This is a genomic window from Pseudomonas sp. NFACC46-3 (genome assembly GCF_900114515.1).
Classification (GTDB): Bacteria; Pseudomonadota; Gammaproteobacteria; order Pseudomonadales; family Pseudomonadaceae; genus Aquipseudomonas; species Aquipseudomonas fluorescens_Q.
In genome coordinates this window covers 442314-454921 of sequence record NZ_FOTH01000001.1, presented here as the reverse complement: position 1 = coordinate 454921, position 12608 = coordinate 442314, and the positions used below count along the sequence as shown (strand labels likewise).

General features: G+C 60.1%; 11 protein-coding genes and 2 pseudogenes. 9 read left to right on the top strand and 4 right to left on the bottom strand.

Features of this window, described 5'->3' with window-relative positions:
* The first annotated feature begins 24 nt into the window (after positions 1-24).
* Complete coding sequence (locus BM300_RS01875; RefSeq protein ID WP_092142397.1) at positions 25-939, top strand: LysR substrate-binding domain-containing protein; 915 nt, start codon at positions 25-27, stop codon at positions 937-939.
* Positions 940-993: 54 nt separating this feature from the next.
* On the opposite strand, the gene BM300_RS01870 is transcribed toward BM300_RS01875, so the two are convergent.
* Entirely contained in the window at positions 994-1194 is a 201-nt protein-coding gene (locus BM300_RS01870; protein ID WP_256575028.1) for a DUF7737 domain-containing protein, read from the bottom strand.
* Positions 1195-1313: 119 nt separating this feature from the next.
* Between BM300_RS01870 and gcvA the strand changes: the two genes are divergently transcribed.
* The 3 genes and pseudogenes from gcvA (at position 1314) to BM300_RS01855 (ending at position 3909) form a co-directional block, all read left to right on the top strand.
* A complete protein-coding gene (gcvA, locus tag BM300_RS01865) occupies positions 1314-2219 on the top strand; it encodes a transcriptional regulator GcvA (protein WP_092142379.1) in 906 nt (301 codons plus the stop codon).
* 68 nt (positions 2220-2287) lie between these two features.
* Positions 2288-3115 carry a DMT family transporter gene (locus BM300_RS01860; RefSeq protein WP_092142376.1) on the top strand — a complete coding sequence of 276 codons (828 nt, stop codon included), beginning with the start codon at positions 2288-2290 and terminating at the stop codon, positions 3113-3115.
* Positions 3116-3149: 34 nt separating this feature from the next.
* Positions 3150-3909 (top strand): annotated as a pseudogene (locus BM300_RS01855) (SDR family oxidoreductase).
* Positions 3910-4005: 96 nt separating this feature from the next.
* On the opposite strand, the gene BM300_RS01850 reads toward BM300_RS01855, so the two are convergent.
* The 3 genes from BM300_RS01850 to BM300_RS01840 all read right to left on the bottom strand — a co-directional run bounded on the left by BM300_RS01850 (position 4006) and on the right by BM300_RS01840 (position 6823).
* Positions 4006-4932, bottom strand: coding sequence for a sugar ABC transporter substrate-binding protein (locus tag BM300_RS01850; RefSeq protein WP_092344590.1), 927 nt, complete (start codon positions 4930-4932; stop codon positions 4006-4008).
* A gap of 80 nt (positions 4933-5012) precedes the next feature.
* Positions 5013-5804 (bottom strand): TIM barrel protein, encoded by a 792-nt coding sequence (locus tag BM300_RS01845; protein WP_092461839.1) that lies wholly within the window; start codon positions 5802-5804, stop codon positions 5013-5015.
* Positions 5801-6823: a Gfo/Idh/MocA family oxidoreductase gene (locus BM300_RS01840; protein WP_092461837.1), complete on the bottom strand. Its 1023-nt coding sequence runs from the start codon at positions 6821-6823 to the stop codon at positions 5801-5803. Before BM300_RS01840 ends, BM300_RS01845 begins: the two co-directional genes overlap by 4 nt.
* 194 nt (positions 6824-7017) lie before the next feature.
* Here BM300_RS01840 and BM300_RS01835 point away from each other — a divergent pair, with 194 nt between their 5' ends.
* The 5 genes and pseudogenes from BM300_RS01835 to BM300_RS01815 all read left to right on the top strand — a co-directional run bounded on the left by BM300_RS01835 (position 7018) and on the right by BM300_RS01815 (position 12607).
* Positions 7018-9009, top strand: coding sequence for a sigma-54 interaction domain-containing protein (locus tag BM300_RS01835; RefSeq protein ID WP_092461835.1), 1992 nt, complete (start codon positions 7018-7020; stop codon positions 9007-9009).
* A 194-nt stretch (positions 9010-9203) separates the two neighbouring features.
* The gene (locus BM300_RS01830; RefSeq protein ID WP_092461833.1) at positions 9204-10445 is read left to right on the top strand and encodes a cyclic di-GMP phosphodiesterase; all 1242 of its coding nucleotides are present in this window, start codon (positions 9204-9206) and stop codon (positions 10443-10445) included.
* 823 nt (positions 10446-11268) lie between these two features.
* Positions 11269-11877 (top strand): annotated as a pseudogene (locus BM300_RS31590) (methyl-accepting chemotaxis protein); the annotation flags it as partial.
* 11 nt (positions 11878-11888) lie between these two features.
* A complete protein-coding gene (locus BM300_RS01820; RefSeq protein ID WP_013692986.1) occupies positions 11889-12257 on the top strand; it encodes a response regulator in 369 nt (122 codons plus the stop codon).
* Between the two features lie 32 nt (positions 12258-12289).
* Positions 12290-12607, top strand: a complete 318-nt coding sequence (locus BM300_RS01815) for an STAS domain-containing protein (protein WP_092344600.1) — start codon at positions 12290-12292, stop codon at positions 12605-12607.
* Position 12608: the final 1 nt, after the last annotated feature.

The following is a 12608-nucleotide window of genomic DNA, read 5'->3' as shown; positions in this document are numbered from 1 at the left end:
AAAAGGCAAACCTTGGGGGCGCCGATGCAGCTGTATGGTGTGCAGTCCACGGCACTGCGCTATTTTCTTGAAGTGGCGCGATGCGGATCGATCAGCGAAGCCTCGGTACGGCTGAATGTCGCGGCGTCAGCGGTGAGCCGGCAGATTGCCAAGCTTGAATTGGCCCTGGATGCCAGCCTGTTCGAGCGTCGTGCCCGGGGCATGGTGCTGAGCGAGGCGGGGGCACGACTGGCGGCTTATGCGCGCAAGTCGCAGCTTGAGGCCGAGCAGGTGGTGCTGGAAATTACCGAGCTGCATGGCTTGCAACGAGGTCATGTGCATGTGGCCTGCTCGGAAGGCTTTGCACTGGAATACATGCCCAGGACCATCAGCGCGTTCCGGCGTGAGTATCAGGGTATTCATTTCACCTTGGAGGTCTGTGCGCCTGCCGAAGCGACCGAGAAGGTGCGTTCCGGTGAAGCCGATCTGGCGATGACCTTCAGCCTGACGCCGCAAAAGGAAATCAAGGTCGAACATGTCCTGAGCGGGGCGATTTTTGCCGTGGTCTCCAACGCTCATCCTTTGGCCGGGCGTGAAGCGGTCAGCCTCGCTGAGCTGCAACCCTGGCCCATTGCGTTACCCAAGGCCGACACCACGATACGGCAACTGTTCGACATCTGTTGCGGTGTACAGGGGCTGTTGTTCGACCCGGTGTTGACCACTAATTACGTTGCCTCGCTCTATAGCTTCGTCCGCGAAGAGGGGGGGATCAGCCTGGCCAGCGAAATGACCTTGCACAAGCAGGTGGCGGACAAGGCACTGCAATGTTTGCCGATCCTCGATGAAGGCATGCATGCGCGGCGCATCGAACTGCAAAGCATGGCTGGACGCAATTTACCGGCAGCGGTTTGTGCATTCAGGGATTTTCTGATTGCGGATCTGGCGAAAGCCAAGCTCTGAGCCGGGTGAGTGTGTTTTCAATGCTTGAATGACGTCATTCGATTTTCTTGACCATCAGCCGCCGCGCTGTATTTGCTCCAGGATCAGGCTATCGGTGATGTTCATGTCATCCAGCAACAGAAACATCTTGCTCAGCACCTCGGCCATTTTCCTGTCGGTGTCGGCGAACGGCAGGTAGAACTCCGTGACGCTGCTGCCTGCGGGCACGATGCACAGATAGTTGCCAGGTTCGATGTGGATGGCCGCGCTACCCAAATGAATGCGGTAGTTCGCACGCTGGCCGCCAGCGCGAGCAAGCCCGTCGCTGCTCAGCTTGCCTACAACGACAGACGCAAAGGCGCTAGCATGAGCGTTTACTCATAGAAGGGACCATCATGCGAAACCTCCCTCCTTCTTCGAGCCTGCGCGCCTTTGAAGCCGCTACGCGGCACGCCACGTTCACCGCGGCAGCAGAGGAGTTGCATGTCACACAGAGCGCAGTGAGCCACCAGCTCAAGCATTTGGAACAGCTCTGGGGATTGCAACTGTTTCATCGCGGTAACTCGCAGCATCTGACCTCGGCAGGCGCAGCGCTTGCGCCCATCGTGCGGGAGTTCTTCATGAAGCTCGAGGCCACCTTGGCCGATCTGCGCGAGCAGAACGGGCGGCAGCGGCTGAGCGTGAGCACGACCTATTCTTTCGCCTTGAAGTGGTTGCTGCCCAGGCTGCCTGATCTGGCGCAAGCGCATCCGGAAATTCTGCTTACCTTGGACAGTACCGATAGCCCCATTAATTTCTCGACGACAGACCCGGACGTGGCTATCCGCCTGGGCAACGGGCATTTTCCTCCGCTGTTTTCAGAGTTTCTGTTCCGCGAGCAGATTTTCCCGGTTGCCAGCCCGACGTTGCTTGCACGCTTTGGTACGCCTCAAACGGCCGCCGAATTGCTGCGCTATCCGCTGCTTACGCGCGATGGTGCAGCGTTGGTGCCGAAATGGGAGCAGTGGTTTGCCCAGGTGGGCGTCGAGGTCACGAGCTTGAAGGAAAGCATTCGCTACGCAGATACCAATATGACCATCGAGGCGGCACTCCTGGGACAAGGGATCGCGCTGGCACGCAGCGGGCATGTCGAAGCCGAACTCAATGACGGCCGTCTTGAAAGGCTTTTCGAACTGCCGTGTGCATCGCCCCTGGCGTATTACTTCGTATGCCCCAAGGGGATCGAGACCCAGCCTCATATCACCCACTTTCGTCGTTGGCTGGTTACCCAGGCCCTGGACGCGCAGCACGCTTATGCATGAGGTTTTCTTCATGTCGGGATGAAGAGACTTTGCTTTTTTGGCGCTACTCGATCGGTCTAGGATGATGCATGCCTTTACACATCATCTGCCTCGTCTTGTTCGCCGCGCTGCTGCACGCCAGCTGGAATGCCATGCTGCGTGGGGGCACCGACCGTTTGTGGTCCATGACCATCATGTGCGTGGCGATAGCCTTGGCGAGCGTCATCGTGGCGGCGCTGCTGGCGCCGCCCGCCCGTGCCAGCTGGTTCTGCGTCGGACTCTCCGCTGTATTGCACGTGGGTTACAACCTGTTCCTAGTGCGCAGTTACAAGTCCGGCGACCTGGGCCAGACCTATCCAATCGCCCGCGGTGTATCCCCGATCCTGATCGTCCTGGCCGCTTCGCTGTTCGCGGGCGAGCGGGTGGCGCCGAGTGGACTGCTAGGTATTGCGTTGGTGTCGACCGGAATCCTCTCGCTGGCTTATACCGGGCGCCGGCGGGCGTTACCTGACTTGCGCTACGCACTGGGAACCGGTTTTTTCATTGCCGCTTACAGCGTCGTCGATGGCATGGGTGTTCGCCTCTCCGGGGCGCCAATGGCCTACACCGCCTGGATGTGCCTGTTGTGGGGCGTGATGATGCCCCTGGTTTATATCGGACTGCGAGATGCCAGCAGTCTCTTTGCCTGGCGGCCAGGTATCGCCGCAGCCTTCGCTGGCGGGTTGGTTTCATTGCTGGCCTACGGCGTCGTGATCTATGCCATGGCCCATGCCCCGATGGGGGCGGTGTCCGCCCTGCGGGAAACCAGCGTCATGTTCGCCGCTTTGATCGGGTACGCCTTTCTTGGCGAAGCATTGACCTTGCGCAAGCTGTTGGCTTGCGCCGTCATCGCGCTCGGTACGCTGGTTATCGGTTGACGCCACTTTTTTCATTGGGCTGTGAGGATTGACCATGAATGACCGTTCGCAAAAACCCGTGATCCTGATCACCGGAGGCGGGCGCGGGATCGGGGCGGCGACGGCCCTGCTGGCCGCTGAGCAAGGTTACAACGTCGTGCTGACCTACATCGCCGATGAGGCGTCGGCGTTGGCGGTGGCAGCGCAAGTCGAGGCCAAGGGGAGCCGTGCCTTGGCGGTACGTGCCGATAACGCCGACCCAGCCCAGGTCGCCGAACTCTTCGCCACCCTTGACCTGCGCTTCGGACGAATCGATGTGCTGGTCAACAACGCTTCGATATTGGCACGCCAATCTCGCTTGGAAGATCTTGGCTTCGAGCGCATGCAGCGAATCTTTGCGGTCAACACCTTGGGCCCGATGCTCTGCGCGCAACACGCGACCCGGCGCATGGCCTACCGTTATGGCGGGCGTGGCGGTGCCGTCATCAATATCTCTTCGGCGTCAGCCCGCCTCGGTAGCCCGAATGAATACGTGGACTACGCAGCGTCCAAGGGGGCGGTTGAAACCTTCACGACCGGTTATGCCAAGGAAGTGGCCCGGGAGGGTATTCGTGTCAACTGCGTTCGCCCCGGGCATATCTATACCCAGATGCATGCCAGTGGCGGAGAGCCGGGCAGAGTCGACCGGGTGAAGGAGACGATCCCGATGGGGCGTGGCGGCCGGCCGGAGGAGGTGGCGGGCCATTCTCTGGTTGGCGGGGCCGGAGGCTTCGTTTGTGACGGGCACCTTTCTGGATGTGACCGGAGGGAAGTAGACCGGCTAGCGAGGTCGTCCTGCAGAGAATAGGATTTGGGCTTGCAAGTCGCCGCTAATCCCTTGTCGGGATCGCGGCGAAATGAGGGGCCTGTCGCTACTTGTAATGTTGCTCAAACACCGCCAATTGCTCAGGCTTGATCAACTGAAAGGGCACCCAGACGTCCGTTTCCACCGGCTCTCCTTTGATCATCTTGAGCGCTGCTTGTACCGCGCTGCTCGCCTGGGCCTTGGGGTCCTGGAAGACCGAGGCGACCAGCATCCCGCGCTTGATCGCCGCGAGGCCGTCGGGCAAGCCGTCGATCCCGACGATGGCGACTTCGCCCTTGGCTTTGCCGGCCTGCTGCAAGGCCATGGCTGCACCGATGGCCATCTCGTCGTTGTTGGCGACGATGGCGTCGAACCGACTGCCCGCCAGCAGCCAGTTGCTGGTCAGGTCCATCCCTTTGTTGCGCTGCCACTCGGCACTTTGCTGTTCGACGATCTTGATGCCGGGATAGTCCTTGAGCACCTGTTTGACGCCTTCGGTGCGGTCGTGGGTGGCATTTTGCGCCAGGTCGCCCATGATGATCGCGAGGTTGCCCTTGCCGCCGAGCTTTTCGGCCAGGTAGCGCATCTGCAGCTGTCCGGCCTCGATGTCATTGGACGCGACCGTGACGACGCCCTTGGGCAAGGTGCGCTCGTCCGGGTGACGGTTGACGTAGACCAGCGGCGTCTTCGCTTCGACCGCGGCGCGGGTGATATTGGCCGTGGCGGAGGTGTCCACCGGCAGGACAATGACCGCGTCCACTTTCTGGTTGATAAAGCCCTGGACCTGGTTGAGTTGGCGCACCACATCGCCTTGGGCGTCCTCGAACTGGATCTGCACGTTTTCCTTTTTCGCGGCCTCGTCCAGGCCGTTACGCACGTAGGTCATGAAGTTGTCGTCGACCCTGGCGATGCTGACGCCGATGCGGTAGTCGGCGGCGGCCCATTGGCTGAACAGCAATAGCAGGGTGGCGAAAAGCAGTGTGCAACGACGCATGATGATTGTCCTTTTGTTGTTATGAGTTGTACGTCACCAAGAGATGAAAATCTGCCGCACGTCTTGAACACGGCGCGGCTTTATCCATCAAGCGTGAAAGCCTGCCGGAAACGCTCCAGCGCGACCTCGCTGTCACCGCTGGCCCAGCCTTCGAGGCCGACGACACCGCTGTATCCCATTCCGAACAAGGCCCTGGCAATGGCGGGATAGTGGATTTCACCGGTGCCGGGCTCCATGCGTCCCGGCACATCGGCGACCTGGATTTCGCCGATGGCGCTGCCGGCGCGCTGGATCAGTTCGATCAGGTTTCCTTCGCCGATCTGTGCGTGATAGAGGTCCAGGTTCATCTTCAGGTGCGGGCTGCCCACGGCTTCGATCAGCGCCAGGGTATCGTCAGCGCGGGCGAACGGCGTACCCGGGTGGTCGACTGCGGTGTTGAGATTTTCCAGCAGGAACACCCGACCCGCGTCTTCGCTCAGGCGGGCAATTTTTTCCAGCGTCTTGCAGGCGTTCAACCACATGCGCCCGGTGGTCTGGGCCACGGGTTTGACCGGCAGGCCCTGGTCACCCAGGCCGGTGCCATGCAGGTTCAGGCTGGGGCAGCCCAATTGAGCGGCGACCGCCAAGGATTCCTGGGCGCTGTCGAGCAGTTGCTGGATGCCCTCGGGATCGGTCAGGTTGCCTGAGATGTAGCCGGTCATGGAGGTGAAGTCCGCGCCACTCGCTACGAGGGCTTGGATGTCCTTGGTCGTCCAGTTCCATATCTCGACGCTGAAGCCCAGGGCATGAATGCGTTTGACACGCTCGATGAAGGGCAGGTCGAGGAAGACCATTTCGGCGCTGATCGCCAGTTTGAACGGGATGAAACTCATGACCGGGCTCCTTGCACGCGCACCGCTTTGCCCTGTTGGAAGGATTCGATACAGGCACGGGCAATGGCCAGTGCCGCCCGCGCGTCTTCACCGCTGGCCAAGGGTTTTTCTCCACTGCGCACGCAGTTGGCGAAGTGGTTGAGCTCGGCCACATAGGCATCCCGCAGCAGGTCGGTGTCCATGCGCTGGGTGTCGGCCTGGACCCCATTGGCCAGGTACCGCAGCAAGTCAGAGTCGTTGACGTTGCCCATGGTCAGCATGCCAGCGCTGCCGAATACTTCGCCGCGGACGTCGTAGCCATACACGGCCTGGAAATTGGCCTCGGCCGTGGCAATGGCGCCGTTATCGAAACGGATCGTGACCACCGCAGTGTCGAGAAACCCTTTGGCCTTGTAGGCCGGTGCGATCAGGGCATCGGCCATCACAAAAACCTCAACCGCCTCGGCGCCCGGATTCAGGTAGCGCAGGGTGTCGAAGTCATGGATCAGGGTTTCCAGGAAGATCACCCATTGTGGTGACGCAGCCGGGTTGTTCAGCGCTGGGTCGCGGGTCAACGAGCGCAGCAGTTGTGGTGTACCGATCCGGCCGGCGACCACGTCCAGGTGGGCGGTGCGGAAGCTTCTGGCGAAGCGGCGGTTGAAGCCGACTTGTAGCGTCACCCGAGCATCGCCAGCGGCGGCGATGGCGCGGTCGGCCTCGTCGAGGGTGATGGCCATCGGTTTTTCGCAGAACACGCCTTTGCCGGCCCGGGCCGCACTGATCACCAACTCGGCATGGCTGCGTGCCGGGGCGGCGATCAGCACGGCGTCGATGTCCGGGTCATCGAGTAATTGCTGTGGGTCGGTATAGACCTTCTGCACGTCCAGTTCTGCCGCCAAGCGTGCGGCTTGGCCGGGCGTAGGGTCGGCGATGGCGGCGAGGCAGGCGCCGGGGATGTGCCGGGCGGCGGTCAGGCCGTGAAAACTGCCCATGCGGCCGGCGCCGATGAGGCCAAGGCGAAGGGTCTTGGATGTGCTCATGAACATGACTCCCTTTATTGTTTTAGCGACTCGGCGGTAAGAATGTCCTCGTCTGTGCAAGCAGGGAGCAAGCGCTGTGCCAATAATTAACTTATTGATATTAAAGGGGATTTATTTGGTTTTATTCAAAATCATGTTCATTTAAATGACATGTCTATACTGACATGTCGAAAATATGGACATGGGGCCGAATAATGAACCAGCAACCTGCAGCATTGAGCGCCGAAGACCGTGACTACCTCACCACGCTGGGCCCCGCGTCGTTGAACCAAGGGCCAGGCACTGCGCTGGATGAGGCTTGGCGCGCGTGTTTGCAGGGGGCTATCGAACGGCCTGCGGGGATCCGTCGGGTGATTTGGGAATCCTGGTTGCGCAGCGTCCATGCCGGCCTCGACCCAGAAGACGGCGAGTACCGTTTTGTCGCGCCTGCCGACCTGACCGCGACACTGGCCGCCAACCGGGTGCTGATCGCCGCTGCGGCGCAAGTCATGCGCGGTTTGCTCGCCTATAACCCCAGGGGCCATATCAACCTGACCGATGCCGAAGGCACGACGTTGTATTTCTGTGGCCTGGACCTCACACCCATCGGCAGTCGATTGCTGGAGTCGGTACAGGGCACCAACTGCACCGGGCTGGCGATTGTCGAAGACCGTTTGGTGTATGTGCTGGCCGAGGAGAACTTCGGGCTTGGCCTGCGCCAGCGCCGGATGCATTGCGCCGCCGCGCCAATCCGCGATGCCCAAGGCCGGACGCTGGGTATGTTGACCTTGACGGCAGAGCCCGGCTGGTTTCATTTCCATACGTTGGGCACCGTCCAGGCTGCGGCCGAGGCGGTCTCCAGGCAGATGGCGCTGCAAGCCTTGCTGGAAGAACAACAGACAGTCCTTGAGGTGCTCAACGAGGGCTTGGTGGTTTTGGATGAGCAGGGCCGCATCAAGGCCCTCAACCATTACGCTCGACAACTGTTCCGCGTCGGCCATGACCTGCTCGGCAGTCCGTTCAAGAGCCTGGGCCAGAGCGAATTGACCGATGCAGTCCTGCTCGCGGGCGGGGACGGCGTGCGCGACCTGGACTGCACCTTTGAATTGCCTGACCGCAGCCATCTGGCCTGCCTGGTGTCGGTCTGCCCGCTGGAGCAAGGCGGGCGGATTGTGTCGTTGCGCGAGAACCGACGCATCCGGGAAATCACCCGGCGGATCATTGGCACCCAGGCCAGCTACACCTTCGAAACCATCCTCGGCCGTTCACAGGCGATTGAGGATGCACTGCACCTGGCGCGGGTTGCCAGTCGCAGTGATTCGACCACGCTGATCCTCGGTGAGAGCGGCACTGGCAAGGAGCTGTTCGCCCAGGCCATCCATAATGCCAGTGACCGTTGTGGCGGGCCTTTTGTGGCGGTTAATTGCGGCGCCATTCCCCGTGAACTGGTGCAGAGCGAACTGTTTGGACATGTCGAAGGTGCTTTCACCGGCGCGGCGCGTGGTGGGTCGGCAGGCAAGTTCGAATTGGCCGATGGTGGGACGATCTTCCTGGATGAAATCGGTGACATGTCCTTTGATGCGCAGGTCAGCCTATTGCGTGTCCTGCAGGAAGGCGAGGTGACACGGGTGGGGGCGAAAAAATCGCTGCGGGTCAACGTGCGCATCATCGCCGCCACCCATCGCAACCTGAGCCAGGCCGTGGCCGAAGGCGCCTTTCGTGAGGACCTTTACTACCGGCTCAACGTGCTGAACCTGACGGTGCCGCCACTGCGGATGCGCCGCGAAGATGTACCGTTGCTCGCGCGGCATTTTCTCGCGCGGTGCGCGCGGTCGCTACGCAAGTCGATGCAGGACCTTTCGCCCGCGGCGCTGGACATGCTTGGCGCCTATCACTGGCCAGGCAATGTCCGTGAGCTGGAAAATGTCATTGAGCGGGCGACCAACCTGGCGATGACTGAACTGATCGAGCCGAGCGATCTTGCCCTGGAAATCAGGCAGCGAGGGCGCCCATCGACATGGGGAAGTGCCCCTGGGCCGCGGATGGCGCCGGACCTGGGCACCCATGAGATGAATGCCATTATCGCCGCCCTTAAAGACACGCGCGGAAACATCCGCCTGGCTGCTCAACGGCTGAATGTGTCGCGTGGCGGGTTGTACAACAAGATGAGTCGGTTTGGGCTCAAGGTTGATGCGTTCCGTTCTTAGTGGGTGACGCATTGTAGGAAAATCCCTACGCGACCCTCTGTAATCCCTAGTCCTAAATAAGACTGCTCCGATTATTTGTTTGATAGCACCTGGCTATTGTTCAAGGGCTCGGGTGGCATCCTGGTGCCTATCCAAGACAACCGCGCCTCGGGCAGTTCAGGGTGAGCGGTTGCGGACAGAGGAGGATCTGCATCGTGTTGAAATATATCGGTGTGACCGATCTTTGCGTAGGAATGTATGTCCAGGAGCTGTCCGGTTCCTGCGTAGAGCGTCCGTTCTGGAGCAAAGGCTTCCTGATTCAGAATGAGGAGGGGCTGGAGAAAGTCATTGCCTCGGACATTGATGGTGCATGGATCGACCTGTCCAAGGGGGTGGACATACAAGCCTCTGCGCCTGCTGAACCCACTGTGCAGGCTCAGCAGTCCCCGCGCTTGCCGACCCGATCGTGCACCGAAGTACCCGGACCGCGTCCGAGGGTGGCAATGAGCGAAGAGTTGTTGAGGGCGGTCAACCTTTGCTCCAGTTCCAAGGCGGCTGTCATGGAGATGTTCGGCGATTTGCGCATGGGCCGGATCGTTCAACTGGATCGAGTCACGGACATGGTGGGTGAAATCTCCGACTCGCTGTTACGTCATCCTGATGCACTGCTCAGCCTGGTGCGCCTCAAGACCGTCGATGAATATACCTACATGCATTCGGTAGCCGTCTGTGGGTTGATGATTGGTTTGGCACGTCAGTTGGATTTACCGCCGCTGCTGGTACAAGAAGCCGGGCTGGCGGGCTTGCTGCATGACGTGGGCAAGATGGTGATACCCACGGCCATCCTGGCGAAACCATTGCCCTTGAATGACACCGAACACATGACGATGCGCACGCACCCTGAGGCGGGTGCCAGGATGCTGGCGGGCAGCAGGCATTTCACCTCCCGTGTGCAGGACGTTTGCTTGCATCACCATGAGAAGGTCGACGGCAGTGGCTATCCCCATAAGTTATGTGGCACCCAGATCAGTCTATTCGCGCGCATGGCCGCTGTCTGTGATGTGTATGACGCCGTGACGTCTGACCGTCCTTATCGGGATCGCTGGGGCCCCGCCGAATCAATTCGAAAAATGGCGGGATGGAGCGGGCATTTCGATCAGAAAGTGTTTCACGCCTTCGTCAAATGCATTGGTATCTATCCGGTTGGTGCTTTGGTTCGCCTTCAAAGTGGCAGGTTGGCGGTGGTAATGGAGCAACACGCCGATTATTTGCTCACGCCCAGGGTGAAGGTTTTCTACTCGGCGTCGAGTCGTGTGCCGCTGCCTCCCGAATGTATTGATCTGGCCTGTGGGCAGGACAGCATCGTCAGCATTGAGTCGGAGAAGACCTGGGGCTTCAAGAGTCTTGAAGCGCTCTGGGTGGCCACGGGGCAGGGCAGCGAGTCGCGATTTGGCTGACGCGTGCGAGTCCCAGTTTGTTTACCAGCGCCTGTCGCTGGTTTTTTTTGCTGTCGTTTTGGGGGGCTGTCACCTTCGGGTAGGAATTCTCCTACCGCACCAACCGCAATCCTTAGGTGTAAATCAGGATGCTCCGATAGTTTCGCCGCCACCACTTGGCCATTATCTCTCCAAGTCAACAAAACCAGGCATCCCAAGGGTGGATGTCTTGCGCGGGGTCCCGTCGGATCCGCACTGAACTGGAGAGATGAAGGTGAAAGGACAGGCAATTTCTTCCCCCCTGATCTTGATGCTCCCCGCGGGACTGACGGGAGTGCTCGGGTGTGTCGCGATTCTGGTCAGCACGGACTTCAGTCTGCGCAATGCAGCCAGTTGTGCACTGGTCTTGCTCGGCGCGTTGCTGATGGGGGTGTGGAGCCTGCGTTTATTGAGCAATCGGCCGCACGCAGAGCAAGGCGACGCTCAGCCACTTCACGTTGCGCTGACCGCTTCGCCGGATGAAGGATTGGGCGAGGTATGCGCGCAGGTACTGCCGATCTGGAGCCACCAGATCGATGCAGCGCGCATCCTCAGCGAGGAGTCGATCCTCAAGCTGAGTAGCCGCTTCGCGACGCTGTCGGGGGACATCAGTGCTTCTGCTTCCCACGGCGCGGACCAGAGTTCGGGCGCGCGGTTGCTGGAAATTCTTGAAGTCGGCCAGCGGGACCTGGACTCGATCATGGTTGCCCTTCGCGATGCGCTTTTGCGCAAGGAGTCGCAACTCAAGGAGGTAATGCTCCTTTCCGATTTCACCTCTCAATTGCAGGAGATGGCCAAGTTCGTCGGTGATATTGCCCAGCAGACCAATCTGTTGGCACTCAACGCCGCTATTGAAGCGGCGCGGGCAGGGGATGCCGGACGCGGCTTCGCGGTAGTGGCGGATGAGGTACGCAAGCTGTCCAGTTTATCCGGGGGGACGGGGCAGAAAATCAGCGAAACGGTCAATGCCGTCAACGCTGCCATCTCTCGCACCGTCGAGCTATCCCAGCACCAGGCGCAGCAGGATTCGCAAACCCTGGCTCATTCAGAGCAATTGGTGTCCCAGGTGATCGAGCACTTCCGGCACAACGCCCAGGCCATCGTCGATACCAGCAGCAGTCTTCAGCAGCAGAGTGAAAACGTTGCCACCGAGATATCGGGGGTACTGGTCGCCCTGCAGTTCCAGGATCGAGTCGGCCAGATGCTTTCCCTGGTCAACAACGACCTTGGCAAGCTGCACGAGCATATCGTCGAACGCCAGCAATTCGCGCTCGCCGGCGGCACACCGGCCCCGATCATCGCGGATGCCTGGCTTGAGCAATTGGCAAGCACCTACACCATGCCTGAACAGCATGCGATCCATCACGGTAAGCCTGTGGTGAGCAGTACTTCATCCGAGATCACTTTTTTCTAGGGAGTTTCCCCATGAGCAAAACCATCCTGATTGTCGATGACTCTGCTTCCATTCGCCAAGTGGTGAGCATCACCTTGAAGGGCGCCGGATACGAGGTCATCGAAGGTGTTGACGGTCGTGACGCCCTGACCAAGCTCGACGGACGCAAGATCCACCTGATTGTAAGTGACGTGAACATGCCGAACATGGATGGCCTGAGCTTCATCAAGGCCGCTAAACAACTGCCGGCCTACAAGTTCACGCCCGTGATCATGCTGACCACCGAAACCGGAGAGGCCATGAAGCAACAGGGCCAGGCCGTCGGTGCCAAGGCTTGGATGGTCAAGCCCTTCCAACCGGCGCAGATGCTCGGTGCCGTCTCCAAACTGATCATGCCGTAGCACCGCCCAGAGTCCCTGGAAAGGAGGTTGTCATGACAAACACCACGGCTTGTCTGCGTCGGATTCTGGTTCTCGAAGGGCCGCTGACCATTTACACCGCAGCCGAACGCAAAGACCTGTTGCTGGAGCTGTTTCCGTTGGCTCAGGAAGTCGAAATGGATCTGGGCGGCGTGGACGAAATGGATACCGCCGGGCTCCAGTTGTTGGTGCTGATCAAACAGGAGTCGCTGCGCCAGGGTTCCAACCTGCTGCTGAGCAACCACAGTACGGCGGTGCTTGATGCACTGGACATGAGTGGGTTGCACAGCTTTTTCGACCAGTCGGCTCCGGCCCTTCAGCAGAGAGGTTGAA

Excerpts from the sequence above, each read along its gene's own strand:
- BM300_RS01875 (WP_092142397.1), top strand. The coding sequence starts at position 25 with ATGCAGCTGTATGGTGTGCAGTCCACGGCACTGCGCTATTTTCTTGAA.
- gcvA (WP_092142379.1), top strand. The coding sequence starts at position 1,314 with ATGCGAAACCTCCCTCCTTCTTCGAGCCTGCGCGCCTTTGAAGCCGCT.
- BM300_RS01860 (WP_092142376.1), top strand. The coding sequence starts at position 2,288 with ATGCCTTTACACATCATCTGCCTCGTCTTGTTCGCCGCGCTGCTGCAC.
- BM300_RS01850 (WP_092344590.1), bottom strand. The coding sequence starts at position 4,932 with ATGCGTCGTTGCACACTGCTTTTCGCCACCCTGCTATTGCTGTTCAGC.
- BM300_RS01845 (WP_092461839.1), bottom strand. The coding sequence starts at position 5,804 with ATGAGTTTCATCCCGTTCAAACTGGCGATCAGCGCCGAAATGGTCTTC.
- BM300_RS01840 (WP_092461837.1), bottom strand. The coding sequence starts at position 6,823 with ATGAGCACATCCAAGACCCTTCGCCTTGGCCTCATCGGCGCCGGCCGC.
- BM300_RS01835 (WP_092461835.1), top strand. The coding sequence starts at position 7,018 with ATGAACCAGCAACCTGCAGCATTGAGCGCCGAAGACCGTGACTACCTC.
- BM300_RS01820 (WP_013692986.1), top strand. The coding sequence starts at position 11,889 with ATGAGCAAAACCATCCTGATTGTCGATGACTCTGCTTCCATTCGCCAA.
- BM300_RS01815 (WP_092344600.1), top strand. The coding sequence starts at position 12,290 with ATGACAAACACCACGGCTTGTCTGCGTCGGATTCTGGTTCTCGAAGGG.